Below are 20,373 nucleotides of genomic sequence, written 5' to 3' on the forward strand. Positions count from 1 at the left end.
GCGACGTCTCGCCGCGAGCGGGCACGGCTCCTGAGAGCGCTCTCACTTAAATGTAACACCGAAGGTGCGGATGTCGAGATTCCCCTGGTAGAAGCGGTTCTAGAGCCGTAAGGCATTCGCGGGGCAGGTTTTTGTATGAGAGAGCGCTCTCGCGAGAGTATTGACTCGGCTGTGTCACAGCGTCAGGATCTGCGAAGTGCGGACTCGGGGGATCCGCAGGTCCATCGCAGTACCTCGAGAACGGATCCTCGATGATCAGACCCTTCGCCCGACAGGGCGCCCGCCGGAGCGGACTCGCGGTGCTGGCGAGTCTCGCCGTCCTGTCAGCGGGCGTCACCGGGATTTCGAGCGCGGGCGCCGAGACCGCGACGGGCGGCCGGCAGCCGGTGATCGGCAAGCCCGCCCTGGACGCACGCGGCTGTGCCCGCATCGAGAAGAAGCTGCCCGTCCTCTCCGAATGGCCCGAGGTCAAGAGCAGGATCGAGCAGAACCGGTCCGACGAGAAGCGAGTGGCGAAGATCCTCGCGGGCATGACGCTCGCCGAGAAGGTCGGCCAGATGACCCAGCCGGAGATCGTCGCGATCACCCCGGAGGAGGTCGGGCGATACTTCATCGGCTCGGTGCTCAACGGCGGCGGCTCCTGGCCGGGCCGCGACAAGCACGCCGCGCGTAAGGCCTGGCTCGACCTCGCCGACGCCTACTGGAACGCCTCCGTCGCCACTCGCGCGAAGATCCCCGTCATCTGGGGCACCGACGCCGTCCACGGCAACAACAACGTCTACGACACCACCGTCTTCCCGCACAACATCGGACTGGGCGCCGCCCAGGACCCGTGTCTCGTGCGCGACATCGGGGCGGCGACCGCCCGGCAGACGCGCGCCACCGGCCAGGACTGGGCGTTCGCGCCCAGCGTCTCCGTCCCCCTCGACGACCGGTGGGGCCGCACGTACGAGGGCTTCTCCGAGGATCCCAGGATCACCCGGGCGTACGGGTACGAGGCCGTCAAGGGCCTGCAGGGCAAGCATCCGCGCGGTATCGGCCAGGACGGCGTCATCGCCACCGCCAAGCACTTCATCGGTGACGGCGGCACACTCAAGGGCGTGGACCAGGGTGTGAACCCCTCGTCCGAGGCCGAGATGATCAACGTGCACGGTCAGGGCTACTACGGTGCCCTCGCGGCCGGGGCCCAGAGCGTGATGGTCTCGTTCAACAGCTGGAAGAACGCCGACCTCGGTATCGACGAGGGCAAGCTGCACGGCAGCAAGCGCGTCGTCACCGACATCCTCAAGCAGAAGATGGGCTTCGACGGCGTCGTCGTCTCCGACTGGAACGGCATCGGCCAGGTCGCCGGATGCACCAACGCGAGCTGTCCCCAGGCGATCAACGCGGGTATCGACGTGGTGATGGTGCCCAACGACTGGAAGGCGTTCATCACCAACACGATCGCCCAGGTCGAGAGCGGCGCGATCCCGATGGCGCGCATCGACGACGCGGTGACGCGCATCCTGCGGGTGAAACTGCGCGCCGGGGTGCTCGACGGTCCCAAGCCCTCCAAGCGCGCCTTCGCCGGGTCCGCCGACGCGGCGGAGACGAGGAGGCTCGCCAGGGAGGCCGTGCGCAAATCGCAGGTCCTGCTCAAGAACAACGGCAGGGTGCTGCCGCTGGCCGCGAAGTCCAAGGTCCTCGTGGTCGGCAAGAGCGCCGACAGCCTGCAGAACCAGACCGGCGGATGGACCCTCACCTGGCAGGGCACGAACAACGTCAACGCCGACTTCCCCAGGGGCACGACGATCCTCGGCGGGCTGCGCGAGGCGCTCGGCCAGTCCCGCGTCACCTTCAGCGAGACCGGGGACGGCGTCGACCCCTCGGCGTACGACGCGGTCATCGCGGTGATCGGCGAGACCCCGTACGCCGAGGGCATCGGCGACCTGGCGCGGCGCACGCTGGAGGCCGCCAAGATCTACCCGGCCGACCTCGCGGTGCTCGACAAGGTCACCGGTAAGGGCACCCCCGTCGTCACCGTCTACGTCGGCGGCCGGCCGCTGTGGATGAACAAGGAGCTCAACCGCTCCGACGCCTTCGTCGCGGCGTGGCTGCCGGGAACCGAGGGCGGCGGCGTCGCCGACGTGCTCGTCCGGGGCAAGCACCGCGACGGCTTCACCGGCAGGCTGCCGTACTCGTGGCCGAAGAGCGCCTGCCAGTCGCCGCTCAACCCGGGAGCCGACGGATACGACCCGCTGTTCCCGCTCGGGTACGGCCTGCGTGACGGTCAGAGCGGGCAGGTCGGCAGGCTCGACGAGACCGCGCCGCCGTTCGGCTGCGGTGAGCAGGGCGGTGGTGGCGAGGCGAGCGAGGACCTGGAGATCTTCAACCGCACCGACATCGCGCCGTACAGGAGCTTCATCGGCTCCGCCGAGAACTGGGGCGGCACCGAGATCGGCGCCGACGGCGAGGCGGCGCACGCCGAGATCACCGTGGTGCCCTCCGACGTCAACGTGCAGCAGGACGCTCTGAAGGCGACCTGGACCGGCATCGGTCCCGCCCAGCTCTACCTGCAGAACCCGGCGGGCGGTACGGACCTGCGGGGCTACCTCAACACGAAGGGGGCGCTGGTCTTCGACACGATCGTCCACCAGGCGCCGGCCGCGAGGACCGTGCTCGGCGTCCACTGCGTCTATCCGTGCCTCTCCGAGGTGGTGGCGACCTCCCTCTTCCAGGGGCTTCCGGTCGGCGTGAAGTCGACCGTGAAGATCCCCGTCGCCTGCTTCGCCGCGGCGGGCCTCGACCTGGAGGTGGTCAACACCCCGTTCCTCGTCTACACCGAGGGGGCCTTCTCCGCGTCGTTCGCGAACGTCCGCTGGGTGCCGCAGGCGGCCGACGATCCCGACGCGAAGAAGTGCGAGGACCTGACCTGACACCGAGGACGTAGGCGAACGCCTCCCGGTGGGCCCTGGCTCTCCCGATGACCGACCACGGTGTCGTCAACGGGATCGGCCGGCATCGGTCGGCATCGGCCGGCTCAGACCGGGAGGCGTTCGCCCGCGCTCATCGGACGCGGGTGAACGCGGGTGAACGCCTCCCGGTCGGTGGGGCAGACCCCGTTGACGACACCGTGGCGTCACCGTGGAAATCGTCGTCGTCAGTCGGTGGGCAGGAGGGTTCCGAGCGGCCCGAGGTCGAGGTTGAGATCGGACGGTGAGAGCTCGAAGCGCTCGCACAGCTCGGTCATGGCCTCCTCGAGGCGCATCAGTGTCACGCCCAGCACCTCCACCTGCTCGTCGGAGAGGTCCCCCTGGTCCATCCGGCGCACACACTGGCGTTCCACCAGCTGCCGTATCAGCTCGACGAGGGTGAGCACGAGGCGGGACAGGTCCCGTCCCACGGCCTCGGGATCGGTGTTCACCTTCCAGCGGACGGTCCTCGCCGGTCCTCGCGCGTTCCCGGCCCTGCCCGCGGGGGTGGTTCGCGTGACCTTGAACCGTCTCCTCGCGGGAGGGCGGAGCCGCTCCCGGGTGACACGAGGATCCTCCGTGCCGCCGAGGTCCTCTGCCGGGGGGACGCCGGGGAGAGGATTCACATCGCTCGCCCGAGGGGCGCCAGGGGAGCGGTTCGTCACAGCGGCCCCTCCTCGCCGGAGTCCCACGGGAGTGCGACCGCGCCGTGCGGGTGGGCGGACGGTATCGGGTCGGAGGCTCGCACGGAGGTGATGAGGGCGCGCAGGGAGATGCGGACGAGGTCGATGTCGGCGATGGACAGCACCAGGTCCCCGCTCACGACCACCCCGCCGGCCAGCAGCCGGTCGAGCAGGTCCACCAGTGCCACGCGTTCGGGGGGGATGTGTCCGGCGGCGGCGAGTTCGGCACCTCTCGGCTGGTGGTCACGGGGCATCGAGTGTCTCCGCACGGGTCGGGCCGAGGTCCACCGAGGTGAAGGAGTACGGCGCCCAGGGGCCGGTGAGCTGTATCTCGATCTCCTCGCCCCGCAGCGCGTCGACGGCCGCGACGAACTCCTCACGGCGGTCCTCGGCGACGAGGTAGGCGCCGTTGAGCAGCATCGTCTCCTCGCGGCCGGACAGTCGCGGGTCCTGCGGCCGATGGCGGTGGCAGGCGACCGAGATGGACGCGAGGGTGGTGTGGATGTCCTCGGCCCGCCGTGCCGCCAGACGCCAGGCGTCCTCCCTGCCGCGCAGGCTCGCCCGGCGGCGCTTCAGGTACGCCGTTCCCGGGCTGTCGGTCTCCTCGGGGGCCTCCTCGGCGCGAGGGGCCCCCTCGCTCGGTTTCGCGTACGCCTTCACCCCCCACTCCCTGCATCCGGTGACGTGGTCGAGCACCTCGGCGAGGTCGTCGTGCCTGCGCCGGAGCAGGTCGCGGACCTGGTCCTCGCTGCTGTAGACCGTCACCAGCCTGACCGGAGCCGTGGGGGCCTCCTTCGCCACGGCCTCCACGACCCGGTCGTGGGCGCGGGCCGTCCCCCCGACCCAGTCCAGGTCCTCCAGGAAACGCCGCAGCGGCTCCTCACCGAACTCCTCCAGGGGCACCGGGCTCACGTACGCGGCCAGGCCCTCGTGGGTGATCGCGCGCACCGGCGCTCCGGTCACGCCCGCCACCTCCTCCGGGAGAGGGTGCCCCACATCCTGGGCGATCGCGTAGAGATATGTGCCCGTCTCAGCCATCGCGCTCCTCCCTGAACCTTCCTGTCGACCGAAGCTCCCGGGCGTCACCGGAGGACCCCCTGTCGAGGGAACGGCGCCGGGTGCCCTCCATCTCCTCGTCGCCCTCGACGGCGGACAGCCGGTCGCGCAGGACGCGGTTCTCCTCGATCAGGTCGCGGTCGCGGGAGCTGAGCCACGGATCGTGTTCCCACCAGTCGATCCCCAGCTCCCGCGCCGTGTCGACCGAGGCGATGAGCAGGCGCAGCTTGATGGTGAGCAGCTCGATGTCCAGCAGGTTCACGCGGATGTCACCCACGATCACCACACCCCTGTCGAGCACCCGCTCCAGGATGTCGGCGAGGTTGGCGGAGGACTCCCGCCCGCCGGAGGAGCGCGGAAAGGACCCGCCGGATCGCATCACGTCGGCCACGTCAGCCCCCCTCGGCACTGTCCGCCCGGCCGCGCCGGTAGCGCTTCACCCTGCGGTACGACAGCAGGTCGCCGGTGGCGTCCAGCTCGATCTGGTAGAGCGACAGCATGTCGCCGGAGGAGGGGATGTGGCGGCTCTCGACGACCTCGACCTCGACCAGCCAGCCGTCCTCGGCCCGTCGTACCAGCGTCACCCCTTCCGTTTCCTTCGAGGTCAGGTCGGCGATGTGCCGCAACCCCGCAGCTCCGGCGGTCGCCGCGGACAGGGCGGAGGAACGCCGCCGCGGCTTCTTCGCGGGCTCGTCCTCGTCCTCCTCCTCTTCGTCCTCTTCGTCCAGGTCCTCCTCAGAGAGGTCCTCGTAGGGCTCCTCGTCCTCGTCGAAGTCCTCGTCGAAGGTCTCGTCGCCGGCGGTCTCGTAGGAATCGTCGGCGGAGCGCTTCTCACGGGTTCCGCGCCTGACAGGCATGGGATCATTCCCCTCGTCGTCTCCGCAGCGATGCGGTCCTACCGGCTAGGTGAGCAGATCTCCGAGGATCCGCTCCGCGGCCGCGGCCTCCTCCTCCTCGGAGATCTCGCCGGAGGCCCTGGCCTCCTCCAGCTCCTCCAGGCGGCGCCTCACCGCCGCGGGGCTCCGGAGTTCCTGCTCGGCCTGTTCCTGAAGCAGCTCCGCGAGCCGGATCAGCCCGCGCAGCGGCGCGAGCGGCAGGCCGAAGATGAGCCCCAGTGGTTCCACGATCGATCAACCTCCTTACACATCCCGGCGCCTACGTCTTGACGAAGTCGTACGGTGCCAGCGGGCCGAGCAGGCGCAGCTCGACACGGCCTGCCCACCGGGTCCCGAACTCGTCCACGGCCTCCTCGATCTCCCGGCCACGGTCGGTGTCCGCGAGCAGGGCCACGTGGACGGCGTCCCGCTCGTGGGTGGGCTCGCGGACGATGGCGGAGACGCAGAGCGGGTCGAAGGCTTCGACCAACGCGTCGGTGTCGGCCTCACGCTTGGCCGCGATCGACGTGTTGATCAGCTCTCCGAGCCGCATCCTCGTGTCCCACGTCGCCTCCTCGGGGCGTCCGTGGATCGCCTCACGCAGCCGCGCGATCTCCGGATCCTCGTCGAGCACCTCCCGCAGGATGGCCCGCTCGACGTAGCGTCCCTTCACGACGTACTCCGCGCGTCCTTCCAGTTCGTTCAGCGTGGCGAGGAACTCGTCGTAGTGGGGGGCGAGCAGTTCGTCGACGACCGCCTGGGCGTCCGTCACCACCGCTCCGAAACGCAGGGGGAGTACGGGCACCTGCGTGGCGGTGGCGTCGAGCAGGTGCTCGTGGGCCATGAGGTCGTCCGGCCTGCCGAGGGGGCGGTCGGTGAAGACGTCGCTCACCAGGGCGGCGATCTCCTTGTGGCGTACCAACTCGACCACGTTCGGCGGATCTCCCACGCCTCGGGTGCCCGGGGTCAGCTCGACGTCGGACGGAATGATCCCGTACACGTAGGTGCCGGTGACGCTCCCGGGGGCGCCGTGTTCCTTGGATCGGGGTCCTTTGGGGCGGGCCGTGGCGGCTCGTTCGGCGCGAGCGGTGTCGTGCTGTGTCGTCCCGCGGGTACCGCTCCCAGGGTTGTCCGATCGGACCGCCCCGCGCTTGTCAGTGGAACCGGACATCTCACTCCTCCCTGCGCCGTCTGCGGCGGGGCGCCGGCTCGCGTTCCTCGTCGGCCTCCTCGAACTCGTCCTCGCCGGTCGTCAGGCCTTTGATCTTCTCCCCTGCCGCGTCCAGCAGTCCCTGCGTCGCGCCCTTGACCTTCGCCTTGCTGCCGCCCTGCGTCATGTCCTCCACCAGTTCCGGTAGCCCCTTCTGCTTGCCGGTCTGGGTGAGGTCGAGGCGGTTGACGGCCTCGGCGAAGCGTAGATAGGTGTCGACGCTGGCCACCACGATCCGGGCGTCGATCGTCAGCAGTTCGATCCCGACCAGGGAGACCCTGACGTAGGCGTCGATCACGAGTCCCTTGTCGAGGATCGTGTCGATGACATCGGCCAATCCTGACGAGGATCCGCGACCGCTCGCACCGGCTCCCGAAGGTTGAACGATGCTCATGGCGTCTCCTCCCCGCTGTCCCCGAGAATTTCCCGGTCACGTCCGGTCACGTACGACTGGCCGTCCTGCGGCGGGTGGGGCGCTTGGGCTTCTCTTCCTCGCTCTGGGAAGCGGCGGACCTGCGACGCCGCGGACGCCTGGGAGGCTCTTCCTCTTCTTCCTCGTCCTCGTCCTCGTCGGCTGCGCGCTCCTCTTCCGGCTCTTCCTCGGGCTCCTCTTCCTCTTCCTCCTCCTCTTCGCCTTCTTCGAATTCGTCCTCCTCGGGCTCTTCTTCGAACTCCTCCTCGCCCTCTTCCGGCTCCTCGGCCTCGCCGCGCTCCTCCTCGGAGCCCTTCTCGGCCTCCTCCTTTTCCTTCTCCTCGCGAAGTGCCGTCTCCTGATCCTTGACGACCTTGCTGTCGCGGATCTCGCCGCGCCATCCCTCAAGGTCATCGGGCTTCAGGAGCACCCGGCTCATGACGTGCCGCCGGAAGTGCTTGAGTTCCAGGCGCGCACGCCTGCCCTGGGCGCGCCACAGGTTGCCGGTGCGCTCGAAGAGGCCCTGCGGGTAGTACTCCAGGACGAGCAGGACCCGGGTGAGATCGGGAGTGATCTCGTGGAAGGTCACGGCACCGTCGACGTGCCCTTTCTGTCCCTTCGACCGCCAGATGATCCGCTTGTCGGGCAGCTGTTCGAGGATCGTCGACTCCCAGGTCCGGCGGGACAGGAAGATCTTCGCCGTCCAATCGAGCTTCTCGTCGGACTTCTGGTCGACGCCCTCGACCTTCTTCATGAAGCTCGGGAAGTCGCCGAACTGGGTCCACTGGTCGTAGACGACGCGTACGGGGGCGCCGATGTCGATCGTCTCGATGATGTTGATCATCTTCAGCTTCCCGCTCTGGCCGCCCTTGCCCCCGCCTCCCGTCAGTTTCTTGGTCAGGCCACCGATCGCCATCTTGCCCAGGCCCTTCACCATGTTTCCGGCGATGGACGCTTTGGGGTGCTTGGAACCGGTCATCGCGCTGAGCAGGCCGGACCCGCCGCCTTCTGCGTAGTCGGTCAACCGGCCGGTCGCGCCTTGGATCTTCTCGCTCACCGTTGACAGAGCCCGCTCCCCAATGGCTCCGGCGAGGTTCTGGAACTCCTGTTTGAGTCGGCTGGGGGGTGCTTCCTTGTCGCCCTCACTGTCGGGGCGCTTCTTCGAGGTCTCGGCCATCTAGGTCACCTCCGTGCCCTGGCGGGCGTCGGCTTGGTGCGGGAAGAGGTGGATCCGCTCCGGGAAGGAGGGCGGCGCTTGGCCCTGGCCCGTGGCTCCTCTTCCTCCTCTTCTTCCTCTTCCTCCTCGTCCTCGGAGTCCCGGGGTGCCTTACCGGTGGACTTGGCCGCAGGCTTGCGGCGCCCGGAAGTGGCGGAACGCCTGCGGACGGGCGGAGCCTCCTCTTCCTCTTCCTCTTCCTCTTCCTCCTCCTGCTCCTCGTCCGTCTCCGGTTCGTACTCTTCTTCCTCTTCGGCCCGGCGCCGTGCCTTCCTGCGGGACAGGATGCTCTTCACGCGCCCGCGCCTGGGCTCCTCGCCCTCCTCGCCTTCCTCTGGTTCCTCTCCCAGGTCCTCCAGGGGGTTGCGCAGGGATTCGGCCCGGTCATGGAGTCTGTTGCTGAGCGAGTCGACCTGCCTGCTCACCGCGGCCTTGGCGGCGGCCTTGCTCGCGTCGACGAGGTCGCCACGCACGCTTTCGGTGATCTTCGCCAGTTCCGGGGAGGAACTGATCACCTTCAGCGCCTGCTGCAGAAGGTCGCTCTGGCCGCCGCTCAGCCGACCGGTCGCCCCGGCGGCGGCCAGTGCCATCGCCAGTCGCAGTTTCTGGCGTCGCCCCAGAAGGTAGCCGCCGGCCACGGCGAGGGCTATGCGTACTTCGTTCCTCACGGTAATCACTCCTTGTCGGCCGCTTCGTCGTCGTTCCGGTCCTTGAGGGGTTTTCGCCGGTATATCGCCAAAGAAGGAGGCATTGGTGCTGTTTAATGCCATTTCTCGGCAAAGGCAGAAAGAGTCACACTTTAGGGATTATCAGCCTTATACCCCTAAAAGGGTGGATAACCGTATATGTGGGTAAAAAAACGGCAAAGCGGGCCGTATCCCCGTGGTTTACGGGGATCCGGTCCGCAGAGAAGGTGGAGTGGGCCCGTCCGGCCCCTGTACTGGGGCGGAGGGTGGAGGTTCAATGATGTCGGGAATCCAACATCGACTTTGTGTAACAAGTGAGGCCGGGTTCCCGGAAAGATTTGGTCAAGATTTTCGAAGTTCGGTGAGCCGGGACAGGAGAGAGTCGCGCAAAAAACGGGCACAACCACCTCGTTAAACCCGTAAAGCGGAGGTATAGCCCTGGTGAAAAGATCAAGGGCCGGGTTCGCCGTGGTGACTGTGGCGGTCGTCTCCGCCATGGTCGGCGGGCTCACGGGATGTGCACGTGCCGAGTTCACCTACGTCCGCCACGACGACGGGCAGACCTACTTCAAGGTTCCGGCGACCTGGCGGAAGGTCGACCAGGCCGCGCTGGACAAGGCGACCATCGGGGCCGATCCCGAATCGGCCACCGCGCGACTGCAGAGGCAGCTCATCTGGTCGGCCGCCTACGACGCCCACTCCCAGCCCTCTCCAGACCACCTTCTCGGCTACGGCACCGGAGACGAGCCGTTCGTCTTCGCCAGGATCACCAAGCTCCTCCCCGAGGAGCAGGACTCGTTGTCCCTGAACACCATGCGCAACTCCGTGCTGCCCGTCACCGAGACGGTGCGCAAGGAGTACGCGAAGATCCCCGGTTACCCGTTGCAGGACTTCGAACTGCTCGCCGACGAGGTGCTCCGGCCCGGAGACGGCCTGCGCGGGGTGCACGTGCGGTTCAACTACGCGATCCAGGGGGCCGGGATCGAGACCTTCGACCTCACCTCCTATCTGGCCGAGGACGGCAAGCAGATCTCCACCCTGCTGATCCGCTGTTCGGCCGCCTGTTACCGGAAGCGCGCCGGGGAACTCGAGAAGATCGCGCAATCCTTCAAGGTCAAGCGACTCACCGGGTGAGGAGAAGCCCGTCCATGCAGTCACCTCCACCGCCCCCCAACTTCGAAGGACTGCGGGCTCCCGGCTCCGGCCCGACAGATCCGCACCCCGACAGGCGAAAGAAGATGCCGTTCTGGGACCGGATTAAATTCCTGCTCATCCTCACGATCATCTATTTCGTTCTGGTGTGGAGTGAGATGGCCTCGTACGAGGGCATCATCACGTTCCAGGACGCGATGATCATCACCGCGATCGCGGCGCCGTGGATCTTCTGGCTCCTCGGGGCCGAGTTCCTGAGGCAACTCCACTTCTTCGTCAGCGAGCGTTCCGCCGGATACAACCGGTTCTGGACGCGCGGTGTTTTCGGCGGTTTCGAACGCTGGACCCATCGCCGCTTCTCCGACTGGAACCGCTTCAGGATGGCGCGGGCCATCAAGTGGGTGTTCTGGATCACGGTGCTCGCCCTCATCCTCGGGGAGGTGCTGGACACCTCTCCGGCGCTCGCCCTGTTCCAGGCGCCCGCGCTGCTCTGGCAGGCCCTGCCGTACATGGCGCAGCTCGCCTTCGCGTTCTTCTTCATCGCCTTCCAATTCATCGGCCTGTTCTGGCTGTTGTCGCGGGGCGGCGTGGAGACGTACTTCCCCGACGACATCAAGACCCGCTTCACCGACGTCTGGGGCCAGGACCACGTCGTCGAGCGGGTCAAGGAGAACATCGTCTTCCTGGAGCGGCCGGACGCGATCGAGGAGCGCGGCGGCTACGTGCCCAGCGGACTGCTGCTGTGGGGGCCACCGGGCACCGGCAAGACCCTGATGGCCGAGGCCGTGGCCGGGGAGACCGGTAAACCGTACGTGTTCGTCGACCCCGGCGCGTTCGTCAACATGTTCATGGGCATCGGCATCCTGAAGGTGAAGTCGCTGTTCAGGAAGCTCCGCAAGCTCTCACTGCGCTACGGCGGCGTGATCGTCTTCTTCGACGAGGCCGACTCCCTCGGCAAACGCGGCTCGCTGGCGCAGCAGGGTCCCAGGGGCGCCCCCGGGTTCTCCCCGCACGCCGCCGGATGCCACGGCTTCGGCTACCTCAGCGAGGACACCCGGTGGCTGCTGACCCGCAAGGGCGCGGCCGAGCCGAGCGAGCCCGACACCGGCCGCAGCCGCTTCATGATGGGCGGCATGGGCGGGGGCGGTGGTGACGCGGGCACGTTGCAGGCGCTGCTCACCGAGCTGTCGGGCCTGAAGAAGCCGAGAGGCATCGTCAACCGGCACGTGCGAAGGCTCTTCGGCATGCGTCCCAAGCCGCCGCCGAAGTACCGGATCCTGGTCATGATGGCCACCAACATGCCCAACTCGCTGGACGAGGCTCTGCTGCGGCCCGGCCGCATCGACCGCATCTACAAGGTGGGCTACCCCTCGAAGGCGGGCCGGGTGCGCACCTACCGGGGTTACTTCGACAAGGTCGACCACGAGCTCACCGAGGCGCAGCTGGACAAGCTGGCGACGATCACCCCCTACGCCACCGGTGCCACGATCAAGGACCTGGTGAACGAGTCGCTCATCACCGCGATCCGCGACGGCAGGGAGACCATCACCTGGTCGGACGTGACCCGCGCCAAGCGGCTCAAACAACTCGGCCCGCCCGAGGACGTGGAGTACATCGAGCGCGAGCGGCACGCGGTGGCCGTGCACGAGGCCTGCCACGCCGTGGCGGCGTACCGCACCCGCTACCACCTGGAGATCGACATCGCCACCATCGAGAAGGGCGCCGACTACCTCGGCATGGTGGCGAGCATCAAGCCGGAAGACCAGTTCACCCGCTGGAAGTCCGAGCACGAGGCCGACATCATGGTCTCGCTCGCCTCCCTGGCGGGGGAGCGGATGTTCTTCGGCGAGGACAACTCCTCAGGGGTCTCCGGTGACCTGTTCTCCGCGACGTACCTCACCGCGCTGATGGAGGCGCACTGGGGCATGGGCCGCGGGGTGACCTCGGTGCCCGCGCTGCAGGAGCTGGAGATCCTGGGTGGCAAGTCGATGCCCAAGCCGGGTGGCGGAGGCATCGGTTTCACCAAGACGCCGGGTGGCGGCCAGCCGCTCGCCCCCGACGTGCTGGGCGAGCGCATCGAGTTCAACCTGGTGAGCCTGCTCGACCGCACCGAGCGGCTGCTGCGCGAACACCGGCGGGACGTCCTGTGCCTGGCGCACGCGCTGGAGGCGCACAAGACGCTCAACGGTGACGACGTGGTCGCGATCCTGGAACGCAGGCGGGGGCCGTTGATCGACGGCTCCGTCTACGCCTCGGACGACTTCTACGCCGAGATCGAGGAGTATCACCTGGAGGCGGCGCGGGCGCACCGCGAGCACAGCCACGTGGCGCGGGCCCTGCCCGTCCCGCAGGCCGTGCCCGTGCTCGAACCCGCGGCCGTGGTCGTCCAGGGGGCGATGCTCACGGGTAACGGCTACGGCGCCCCGGTGTCGAACGCGGTGTCGAGCCCGGTGCCGACGCTACCGGCCACGATGTCGACCGCTGTGTCTCCGGCGTCTCCGGCGTCTCCGGCGTCTCCGGCGTCTCCGGCGTCCCCGGTGCCGCCGGCCTCCGCGGCCGCACCCGACTTCGTGCCCTGGGGCGACGACACCCGGATGCCTCGCCCGGCACCGTCGCCGTCACAGTCCACGTCACCGCCACCGCCACCGACGCCGCCACCGACGCCCGCCTCGCGCGGCGGGAAGTCGCGGATGGTGTTCGTGGTCGTGGCCAGCCTGGCCGCACTCGCGGTCTTCACGACGCTGGGCGCCTACGTGCTCGGTGGTGGGACGGTCGCGATGGGCCGCGCGGGCTCGCCGGACTCCGGCACGCTCACGGTGGTGTTCGTCGCCGTGCTCGCGGCACTCGTGGGGGCGGCGATCGTGGCCGCGCTCACCAGGGGGACACAGGCGGCCAAGGCCAGGGCCGAGGCTCAACGGGACAGTGCCGTAGAACGTGCCCAGCTGCTCGCCGCGGCGATGGACCCGCAGGTCGCGATGCGGATCCTCGGCTACAACGGCACCGAGGAGCGGCCTCCGCACTGAGAACTCCCGGCCGGTCCCGGAATCTCCGGCGAGCGACGGCCGGCGAGTGACGAGGACCGGGCGGCGGCGGTGGGAAACGGCGACGGGTAAGGGGTGACGGATAGCGGGTGAGGGACGACGAGCACAGCCCGCCGGGCCGGGGCCGCGGACGGGCTGTGGTCGGAGGTTCCGGGGGAACCGTGAGGCTGGTTCCCCCGGAGGTCCGTCAGTCGAACTCGCCGTCCTTCACGCCGCCGACGAAGGCGTCCCACTCGCTCCGGGTGAACGCCAGCGCCGGGCCGCCCGGATCCTTGGAGTCGCGGACGAGATACAGCCGATCGGCGTTGGCCTTGTGCCGGGCGGCCGCCTGCTCGCCGGGGACGACCGCGACCTCCACGCAGTTGCCTCCATTGGTGCTGCGACCGCTCTTACGCCACTCGGCGCCGGACAGATCCATCGTGGACCCTCGCACTTTTTTCTTCCTTCTACTGCTAGGGGGAGGAGAACCTTCTCGCCATCTGGGCGATGAAGGCTGCCGAGGCCTCCTCGCTGAGAGCCATCTCGCAGAGACTCTCGAACATGGAGGCGTATCGGCGGACTTGCTCGGGGTTGTCCGGCACGTCCCCGCTCGCGGCCTGCTCCAGGTAGAGCAGGTCGGGGTCTTCGGGTTCGGGGAAGCTGAGCAGGCAGAACGGGCCGTCCATCGCGGGGTGCGCCCCCGCGGAGAACGGGACGACCCGTATCTCCACGTTGGGCAGCGTGCTGAGATGGACGAGATGCTCCAGCTGCTCCGACATGATGTCGCCACCGCCGATCCGACGCCGGATCACCGCTTCGTCGAGCACGGCGACAAGGTGGATCGGGTCACCGGGCCCGTGCAGCAACCGCTGACGCGAGATGCGCACGGAGACCGTCTCCTCGACCGTGGAGGGGGTCTGGACGACTGAGGTCGCCTCGATCACCGCGCGTGCGTACGGTTCGGTCTGCATCAGGCCGGGGACGACCAGCGGCTCGTACGAGCGTACGAGCGACGCTTCGGCCTCAAGCCCGATGTAGGAGTCGAAGCCCGGTTTGAAAGCCTGACGGTGGGGGTGCCACCAGCTCCGCCTTCTGGCTTCGACGGCCATCTGGATCAGGGAGTCTCTCGCCTCCCCGGTCACGCCGTACACCTCGGTGAGGGCCGACACGTCGGAGGGGCGAGGCCGGGACTGGCCCGTCTCGTACCTCCAGACGGTGGTGTCGGTGGAACCGATCCGCTCGGCCACCTCCCCCCGTGTCAGCCCACTGTCCTTTCGCAGACGGCTCAGCTCAGCCATCAGACGGCGATGACGGGCCGTGGGGCTGTGTCGAGAGGCCACGCATCCACCTCCCTCCGTCCTTTGATAGCAAATCTGTGGAATCCCAACATGAGGTATTGCAGTCCTTGATAGAACAGTTCACCGTGAGTGAGTGTGCCATCTCAGAGGGCGACGCGCAGGGAATACGCGTGTCGGGGAGTGAGGAACCATGACGACCGGACGGCGGGCCGTCTCGCCAGGATCGACGATGACCCTCAAAGGAGTCCCGGAGTCGGTGTCGGTGGCGCGGAGCCGGGTCAGGGAGCTTCTCGGTGAGGGGCATCCCGCGTCCGACGACGTCGTCCTGCTGGTGAGCGAGGTGGTGACGAACTCGGTGCTCCACTCCGGCTCCGGAGGTGGCGGCGAGGTCGCGATGACCGTGGCGGTGGGATCGGCCGCGGTGCTGGTCGAGGTCTGCGACGCCGGGTCGGGGGCGTCGGTGCCGCACGTGCGCAACGAGCCGGAGGCGGAGGGCGGGCGGGGCATGTTCCTGGTGGATCTGCTCGCCGACGACTGGGGCGTCCAGGACGACGCCCCCGAGGGGTCCAGGATCCTCTGGTTCGAGGTCGCGTTCTGAGCTCTGGCCGGGTTTCACCCCGATCTCACCCGGGGTTCCATCCGGCCGTGCGGCGAAGTTACCGCTGCCGCAAAAATTTGGGCCTTTGCTAATCAACGCCGCTGTTTGACTCTCAGTGGAGGCATGCGACAAAACCCTAGAGTGCGTGCCTGAGGAGGACGCAGGTGAGACGCCGTCTGATCGTGGTGTTCGCCGCCCTGGCGCTGTTATGTCTCGGTGTGACCGGGGCGGGAGCCTCGGCCGAGCCGCAACCGAACAGCCAGTACAAGGTCCAGGGGCCGAGCACCGCCCAGCAGCGAAGCGCGGTGGCCGCCACCGGCGCCGCGATCGACCAGGTCGACCCCGACTCGGTCGTGATCACCGCCAGCGAGGCGGAGGTCGCCGAGATCAAGAAACTCGGCTACACCGTCACGAAGATCCCCAAGTCGTTATACCCGACCGGGCCGGAGCGGCTCGCCGACTTCCCGTCGGCGGACTCCGGCTACCACAACTACGCCGAGATGACCGCGGCGGTGAACCAGATCGTCGCCGACCACCCGACGATCGCCCGCAAGATCAGCTACGGCACCTCGTACGAGGGACGCGACCTGATCGCCGTCAAGATCAGCGACAACGTCAACACGGACGAGAACGAACCCGAGGTGCTGTTCACCCACCACCAGCACGCCCGCGAGCATCTGACCGTCGAGATGGCGATCTATCTGCTCAACCTGTTCACCGACGGGTACGGCACCGACAGCCGCATCACCAACCTGGTCAACGGCCGCGAGATCTGGATCATGCCGGACCTCAACCCCGACGGCGGCGAGTACGACATCGCCACGGGCTCCTACCGCTCCTGGCGCAAGAACCGCCAGCCCAACTCGGGCTCCTCGGCGGTGGGCACCGACCTGAACCGCAACTGGGGCTACAACTGGGGCTGCTGCGGAGGCTCCTCGGGCTCCGCCTCCAGCGACACCTACCGTGGCTCGGCGGCCGAATCGGCCCCCGAGGTGAGGGCGGTGTCCAACTGGGTGCGCAGCCGGGTCGTCGGCGGCGTGCAGCAGATCAAGGCGCACATCGACTGGCACACCTACGGCGAGCTGATCCTGTGGCCGTACGGCTACACCTACAACGACACCGGCCCCGGCCTCACCCAGGACGACCGCGACGCGCACGCGGCCCTGGGACAGAACATGGCCTCCACCAACAGCTACACCCCCCAGCAGGCCAGCGACCTCTACATCACCGACGGCACGATCGACGACTGGCTGTGGGGCGTCTACAAGATCTTCAGCTACACCTTCGAGATGTACCCGGTCAGCTCCTCGCCGGGCTTCTATCCCCCTGACGAGCAGATCGGCCCGCAGACGACCCGCAACAAGGAGGCCACGCTGCGCTTCCTGGAGTACGCCGACTGCGTCTACCGGATCATCGGCAAGGAGTCGCAGTACTGCGGGACCGGCACCCCGCCGGTGACCGTCTACTCCGACGAGTTCGAGACGGCGACCGGCTGGACGACCAACCCGTCGGGGACCGACACCGCCACCTCGGGCCAGTGGGAGCGCGGCGTCCCGCAGGCCACCAACTCCAGTGGCGCCAAGCAGCTCGGCACCACCGTGAGCGGCACCAACGACCTGGTCACCGGCAGGCTCGCGGGTTCCGCGGCCGGCGACTACGACGTCGACGGAGGCATCACCAGCATCCGCTCCCCGGCCATCACCCTGCCGTCGACCGGGACGCTGAACCTGTCGCTGTCGTGGTATCTGGCACACGGTTCCAACTCCTCAAGCGCCGACTTCCTGCGCGTGAAGGTCGTCGGCTCCACCACCACCCAGGTGTTCCAGCAGCTCGGCGCGGCCTCCAACCGCAACGGCGCCTGGGCCGTGGCGACGGCGAACCTCTCCGCCTTCGCGGGGCAGACGGTCCGCATCCTGATCGAGGCCGGTGACGCCTCGGGCGCCTCCCTGGTCGAGGCCGGGATAGACAACGTCAAGATCACTCAGCAGCCCTGACCCTTCCTCGGGGCGCCCCCACCGGGCGCCCCGAGTCCGCCGGCCTTCCCCTCGCCCGAGATCGGGGAACCTCGGGAACGCCGGATCGCGCGGGCGTGGGGGAGAGCGGAGCGGCCGGGAATAAGGAATAACCGCACAGTTCCCTGAATCATCTATCGTCGCCGTACCTGCAGGACCTGGGCGTTCTCCGTACAGAGCACGTTGCTCTGGCGGTTGAGGGGATCTCGGGATCGGTGAAGCCGAGGAGTCATGTGCCGGCCTTGGCCGAGGAGTACCGGCGGATGTAGATCTCCCATAGGACCGTCGTGTGGGTTTGGCCTTGGGAAAGGGCAGTGAGGGGCCGAGATCATTCCGGACAGCGGAATCTCTGGAGCACCTCACGGGCAAGCTCAAGCTCACCCCCGCCTGATACGGGGAGGATCCTTCCCCCTGCGGGTGGGGAGGGATCCTCCCCGGCGGGGTAGGGGGAGGGATCCTCCCCGCCAGTGCTTGTAATCAGGCGTTCACTGAGTGCATGAACTTCCAGCCTGTGCTGGTCGACGCCCACCACGTCCCGGCCACCACTCCCGCGACCTCGCGAGCCCACGCCCGCGCTGTACGCATTCCCACGTCCAGCAGCCTCATGCCCGGTCTCAGGTGGGCAGAAGGTAGGCCGCCGAGTTCTCCGCCGTACGCCACCTGTGGGACCTGAGCACGGACTCGTGATGCCCGTGCGTTTGAAGTGCTCTCCCGCCTGGAGGGCGGGAGATTCCCTCCTACCTTGCGGTGGCGGGCTTGACGCGGCGAGCGCGCCTGACGACTGCCCTCCCGGCAGCCGGGACGAGCGCGAGGCCCGTCCGGTACAGGTGCAAGACGTTTCGGGCGGCGTTGTGGTCGGCGTTGCCGGACCAGCCGCAGCCTTCGTTCTTGCACACGAACACAGCCTGGGACTCCCGGCTGCCCGCCGTGGTGAACCCACAGGCTGAACAGCGCCGGGAGGTGCCGGGGGCGGGAACCCTGTACAGGGCGCCGCCATTGCGGGCGCACTTGTACGTCAGCATCGTCACGGCGCGCCCCCATGCCTCCTGGCCGATGGAGCGGTTCAGGCCGGACTTCTGCGCGACGTTCGTGCCCGGCTCCTCAACCGTGCCCTTGGCCGAGGTGACCATGTTCGAGATGTTCAGGTGCTCCACCACGATCACGCCGTAGGTGCGGGCGAGGTCGGTGGTGGTCTGATGCTGCCAGTCGATGGCCCGGCGCTTGGCTCTCGCGCGCAGGCTCGCGATCTGGTCATACGTTCGCTTCAGCCGGTTGGAGGGGTGCTCGCCGGGCTTGCGGAGGCTTTTGCGGTGCGCGGCCCGCTGTTGCAGCCGCAGCAGTTTGGTCTTCTCTTCGGCGTTGAGCCACTTGTCCCGGTCGGCCTTACCGTCCGCAAGCCGGGCAGGGCGGCCGTGGTTTCGATGGCCGCCGTCGGACAGGGCCAGGGGGATGTTCACTCCGGCGTCGATGCCGACTTCGGGACCGGTGTGGGGTTGGGGTTTCGTTTCGAGGGTCTGGACGCGAAAGGCGATGTGCCAGCCGAGGGCGTCCTTGACCAGCCGCGCCCCGGTGATCCGGTTGTCGGCGTCGGCCTTCTTCCCGACCGGTAGGTCTTTGGTCCAGCGGAACCGGATCCGGCCCACCTTGGGGATGTTCACCATGCCCCAGCGTCGGTGCACCCGCTGGATGTGGAGGTTTCGGCCCTGCGGAATGTCCACGCCCATCACCGTGCGCGAGCGGGCCTTGAAGGTCGGTGCGTCGGCTCGGCCGTCCCAGCAGTTCTTCCACGCCTGGAAGTAGGTCTTGAGTACCGCTTGGGCGGCCTGGGCGGGAAGGACGGCGAGCCAGTCGATGTCTTTTCTGGCCTGGCGGATCGCGGCGTCCGCCGCGGCCAGGGAACGCTTCTCCTTCGAAAGCATCGTCCACCACTCGTGCAGCAGGTTCCACATCGTGCGGGCCGCGTGCGCCTGGTCGTCGATGAGCCGGACCTGCGCGGCAGTCAGCGCCAGCCGGGCACGATGCCCGAACCGCCGGTGCTCCACACCAAGCTCCACACCGAGTCCCATGCGGGCATCGTATCGTTTGGTTTATGTCACCGCGCTGGAATTCAAATCCTGGCGTAAGCACGGGCCGTCACGTCGTCTATGCCCTTCATGTCCATTTGGTTTTCGTTACTAGGTACCGGCACGGCGCCTTCACCGAGGCCATGCTCAACCGGTGCGAGGAGATCATGCGGGAGGTATGCGCGGACTTCGAGGCGCAACTGAAGGAGTTCAACGGCGGGGGCGATCACGTGCACCTCCTGGTGCACTACCCGCCCAAGGTGCAGCTCTCAAAGCTGGTCAACAGCCTCAAGGGCGTCTCGGCCCGACTCCTGCGCAAGGAGTACGAGACGCACGTCCGCCGATACCTGTGGGGCGGACGCTTTTGGTCTGGCTCCTACTTCGCCGGGTCAGTGGGCGGCGCACCGATCAGCGTCCTGCACCACTACATCGAACAGCAGAACCCTCCGGCTTAGGGCACGCTCGGGCCTTCACCTCGGCCTGAAGGGCGGAGCGTCGGCCCGCATTCCGGTAGACGGCGTCCTTGCCTGTCATGGGAGCCCTCCCTTGTCGTCGCGCTCTTCGGAGCGTAGCAGGAGTCTCATATTTCAAGAAGAATAGTCTCACTATGTGGTCGTAACGGTTTTCGTACTGTTTCATCACTTGTTGTGACGAGGGAGTGAGTTCACACTCAGGACGGATATTCGTTGACACGACTGAGGGGGTCCTCGTGCACGAGGAATTCAGTGCTCACGAGACCTGGCCGCTGGGGTGCGCGCACTGCGGGCACCGGTGGCAGGAGGAATACCTCGTCCGCCATCTGAGCGACGGACACGGACACGATGCCGTTCTCTGGCTGCGGTCGGGCGTCGTGGTCCAGCCGCCCTGGTCGGGGGCGAGCTGTCCCGTCTGCGGTTGCGACGGCGTCCGAGCCCTCCCTCCGAGCGCGCACCCCCGCGTCACCGCCGAGCCGACCTCGGCGACGTCCCCCGTGGTTCCCGACCTCACGCCCGTTCCCGACGTCGAGCCCGGACTCTCGCCCGCCGTACCCCGGCCGCGTCGCCTCGTGGCGCAGCCCGTCCTGCTGTACGCCCTCCTCACCGTCGCGTTCGTGCTCTTCACCGGCTTCGAGGTGTTCGAGTACGTGGTGACCCACCACTGA

At 67.9% G+C, this 20,373-nt stretch carries 20 protein-coding genes; 7 read left to right on the forward strand and 13 right to left on the reverse strand.

Going from position 1 to position 20,373, the window contains the following annotated elements:
• Positions 1-251 precede the first annotated feature (251 nt).
• Positions 252-2,915: an exo 1,3/1,4-beta-D-glucan glucohydrolase gene (locus tag AB0B90_RS09225; protein WP_362921831.1), complete on the forward strand. Its 2,664-nt coding sequence runs from the start codon at positions 252-254 to the stop codon at positions 2,913-2,915.
• A gap of 224 nt (positions 2,916-3,139) precedes the next feature.
• Here AB0B90_RS09225 and AB0B90_RS09230 read toward each other — a convergent pair whose 3' ends face one another.
• Genes AB0B90_RS09230 through AB0B90_RS09275 form a run of 10 tightly spaced genes read right to left on the reverse strand, consistent with a single transcriptional unit; the run spans position 3,140 to position 9,071 of the window.
• Entirely contained in the window at positions 3,140-3,616 is a 477-nt protein-coding gene (locus AB0B90_RS09230; RefSeq protein ID WP_350944214.1) for a gas vesicle protein K, read from the reverse strand.
• Positions 3,613-3,888: a gas vesicle protein gene (locus AB0B90_RS09235; RefSeq protein WP_350944213.1), complete on the reverse strand. Its 276-nt coding sequence runs from the start codon at positions 3,886-3,888 to the stop codon at positions 3,613-3,615. Before AB0B90_RS09235 ends, AB0B90_RS09230 begins: the two co-directional genes overlap by 4 nt.
• Positions 3,878-4,672 carry a GvpL/GvpF family gas vesicle protein gene (locus tag AB0B90_RS09240; protein ID WP_362921834.1) on the reverse strand — a complete coding sequence of 265 codons (795 nt, stop codon included), beginning with the start codon at positions 4,670-4,672 and terminating at the stop codon, positions 3,878-3,880. The genes AB0B90_RS09235 and AB0B90_RS09240 overlap by 11 nt, the downstream gene beginning before the upstream one ends.
• Complete coding sequence (locus AB0B90_RS09245) at positions 4,665-5,069, reverse strand: gas vesicle protein (RefSeq protein ID WP_350944262.1); 405 nt, start codon at positions 5,067-5,069, stop codon at positions 4,665-4,667. The genes AB0B90_RS09240 and AB0B90_RS09245 overlap by 8 nt, the downstream gene beginning before the upstream one ends.
• A gap of 13 nt (positions 5,070-5,082) precedes the next feature.
• Entirely contained in the window at positions 5,083-5,547 is a 465-nt protein-coding gene (gvpO, locus tag AB0B90_RS09250; RefSeq protein ID WP_362921836.1) for a gas vesicle protein GvpO, read from the reverse strand.
• Positions 5,548-5,592: 45 nt separating this feature from the next.
• Entirely contained in the window at positions 5,593-5,814 is a 222-nt protein-coding gene (locus tag AB0B90_RS09255) for a gas vesicle protein GvpG (protein ID WP_350944208.1), read from the reverse strand.
• 31 nt (positions 5,815-5,845) lie between these two features.
• Positions 5,846-6,736, reverse strand: coding sequence for a GvpL/GvpF family gas vesicle protein (locus AB0B90_RS09260; RefSeq protein ID WP_350944207.1), 891 nt, complete (start codon positions 6,734-6,736; stop codon positions 5,846-5,848).
• Between the two features lies 1 nt (position 6,737).
• Positions 6,738-7,169 carry a gas vesicle protein GvpJ gene (gene gvpJ, locus AB0B90_RS09265; protein WP_362921838.1) on the reverse strand — a complete coding sequence of 144 codons (432 nt, stop codon included), beginning with the start codon at positions 7,167-7,169 and terminating at the stop codon, positions 6,738-6,740.
• Positions 7,170-7,215: 46 nt separating this feature from the next.
• Positions 7,216-8,364 (reverse strand): SRPBCC family protein, encoded by a 1,149-nt coding sequence (locus AB0B90_RS09270; RefSeq protein WP_362921840.1) that lies wholly within the window; start codon positions 8,362-8,364, stop codon positions 7,216-7,218.
• Positions 8,365-8,369: 5 nt separating this feature from the next.
• Positions 8,370-9,071, reverse strand: coding sequence for a hypothetical protein (locus tag AB0B90_RS09275; RefSeq protein WP_362921842.1), 702 nt, complete (start codon positions 9,069-9,071; stop codon positions 8,370-8,372).
• A 459-nt stretch (positions 9,072-9,530) separates the two neighbouring features.
• On the opposite strand from AB0B90_RS09275, the gene AB0B90_RS09280 reads away from it, so the two are divergent.
• On the forward strand, positions 9,531-10,223 hold the full coding sequence (locus AB0B90_RS09280; protein ID WP_362921844.1) for a hypothetical protein: 693 nt from the start codon (positions 9,531-9,533) through the stop codon (positions 10,221-10,223).
• A 14-nt stretch (positions 10,224-10,237) separates the two neighbouring features.
• Positions 10,238-13,264, forward strand: a complete 3,027-nt coding sequence (locus AB0B90_RS09285; RefSeq protein WP_362921846.1) for an AAA family ATPase — start codon at positions 10,238-10,240, stop codon at positions 13,262-13,264.
• Positions 13,265-13,469: 205 nt separating this feature from the next.
• Here AB0B90_RS09285 and AB0B90_RS09290 read toward each other — a convergent pair whose 3' ends face one another.
• Both AB0B90_RS09290 and AB0B90_RS09295 read right to left on the reverse strand, forming a co-directional pair.
• Positions 13,470-13,700: a DUF397 domain-containing protein gene (locus AB0B90_RS09290; protein ID WP_350944260.1), complete on the reverse strand. Its 231-nt coding sequence runs from the start codon at positions 13,698-13,700 to the stop codon at positions 13,470-13,472.
• Positions 13,701-13,734: 34 nt separating this feature from the next.
• Complete coding sequence (locus AB0B90_RS09295) at positions 13,735-14,559, reverse strand: helix-turn-helix transcriptional regulator (protein ID WP_350944197.1); 825 nt, start codon at positions 14,557-14,559, stop codon at positions 13,735-13,737.
• A gap of 229 nt (positions 14,560-14,788) precedes the next feature.
• Here AB0B90_RS09295 and AB0B90_RS09300 point away from each other — a divergent pair, with 229 nt between their 5' ends.
• Together AB0B90_RS09300 and AB0B90_RS09305 are read left to right on the forward strand one after the other, a co-directional pair.
• The gene (locus tag AB0B90_RS09300; protein ID WP_350944196.1) at positions 14,789-15,157 is read left to right on the forward strand and encodes an ATP-binding protein; all 369 of its coding nucleotides are present in this window, start codon (positions 14,789-14,791) and stop codon (positions 15,155-15,157) included.
• Positions 15,158-15,321: 164 nt separating this feature from the next.
• Complete coding sequence (locus AB0B90_RS09305; protein WP_350944194.1) at positions 15,322-17,151, forward strand: M14 family zinc carboxypeptidase; 1,830 nt, start codon at positions 15,322-15,324, stop codon at positions 17,149-17,151.
• A gap of 755 nt (positions 17,152-17,906) precedes the next feature.
• Here AB0B90_RS09305 and AB0B90_RS09310 read toward each other — a convergent pair.
• Positions 17,907-19,235 carry a transposase gene (locus AB0B90_RS09310; RefSeq protein WP_362921849.1) on the reverse strand — a complete coding sequence of 443 codons (1,329 nt, stop codon included), beginning with the start codon at positions 19,233-19,235 and terminating at the stop codon, positions 17,907-17,909.
• A gap of 23 nt (positions 19,236-19,258) precedes the next feature.
• Between AB0B90_RS09310 and tnpA the strand changes: the two genes are divergently transcribed.
• The gene (gene tnpA / locus AB0B90_RS09315) at positions 19,259-19,687 is read left to right on the forward strand and encodes an IS200/IS605 family transposase (protein WP_362921851.1); all 429 of its coding nucleotides are present in this window, start codon (positions 19,259-19,261) and stop codon (positions 19,685-19,687) included.
• 254 nt (positions 19,688-19,941) lie between these two features.
• Positions 19,942-20,373, forward strand: a complete 432-nt coding sequence (locus tag AB0B90_RS09320; RefSeq protein ID WP_350944190.1) for a hypothetical protein — start codon at positions 19,942-19,944, stop codon at positions 20,371-20,373.

Origin of the sequence: Streptosporangium sp. NPDC049078 (assembly GCF_040648855.1) — a bacterium.
Taxonomy (GTDB): Bacteria; Actinomycetota; Actinomycetes; order Streptosporangiales; family Streptosporangiaceae; genus Streptosporangium.

What these genes read in the sequence shown, in the direction of transcription:
- AB0B90_RS09225 (WP_362921831.1), top strand. Translation starts at nt 252, where the DNA reads ATGATCAGACCCTTCGCCCGACAGGGCGCCCGCCGGAGCGGACTCGCG.
- AB0B90_RS09235 (WP_350944213.1), bottom strand. Translation starts at nt 3,888, where the DNA reads ATGCCCCGTGACCACCAGCCGAGAGGTGCCGAACTCGCCGCCGCCGGA.
- AB0B90_RS09240 (WP_362921834.1), bottom strand. Translation starts at nt 4,672, where the DNA reads ATGGCTGAGACGGGCACATATCTCTACGCGATCGCCCAGGATGTGGGG.
- AB0B90_RS09245 (WP_350944262.1), bottom strand. Translation starts at nt 5,069, where the DNA reads ATGCGATCCGGCGGGTCCTTTCCGCGCTCCTCCGGCGGGCGGGAGTCC.
- gvpO (WP_362921836.1), bottom strand. Translation starts at nt 5,547, where the DNA reads ATGCCTGTCAGGCGCGGAACCCGTGAGAAGCGCTCCGCCGACGATTCC.
- AB0B90_RS09260 (WP_350944207.1), bottom strand. Translation starts at nt 6,736, where the DNA reads ATGTCCGGTTCCACTGACAAGCGCGGGGCGGTCCGATCGGACAACCCT.
- gvpJ (WP_362921838.1), bottom strand. Translation starts at nt 7,169, where the DNA reads ATGAGCATCGTTCAACCTTCGGGAGCCGGTGCGAGCGGTCGCGGATCC.
- AB0B90_RS09270 (WP_362921840.1), bottom strand. Translation starts at nt 8,364, where the DNA reads ATGGCCGAGACCTCGAAGAAGCGCCCCGACAGTGAGGGCGACAAGGAA.
- AB0B90_RS09285 (WP_362921846.1), top strand. Translation starts at nt 10,238, where the DNA reads ATGCAGTCACCTCCACCGCCCCCCAACTTCGAAGGACTGCGGGCTCCC.
- AB0B90_RS09290 (WP_350944260.1), bottom strand. Translation starts at nt 13,700, where the DNA reads ATGGATCTGTCCGGCGCCGAGTGGCGTAAGAGCGGTCGCAGCACCAAT.
- AB0B90_RS09295 (WP_350944197.1), bottom strand. Translation starts at nt 14,559, where the DNA reads ATGGCTGAGCTGAGCCGTCTGCGAAAGGACAGTGGGCTGACACGGGGG.
- AB0B90_RS09300 (WP_350944196.1), top strand. Translation starts at nt 14,789, where the DNA reads ATGACCCTCAAAGGAGTCCCGGAGTCGGTGTCGGTGGCGCGGAGCCGG.
- AB0B90_RS09310 (WP_362921849.1), bottom strand. Translation starts at nt 19,235, where the DNA reads ATGGGACTCGGTGTGGAGCTTGGTGTGGAGCACCGGCGGTTCGGGCAT.
- tnpA (WP_362921851.1), top strand. Translation starts at nt 19,259, where the DNA reads ATGTCACCGCGCTGGAATTCAAATCCTGGCGTAAGCACGGGCCGTCAC.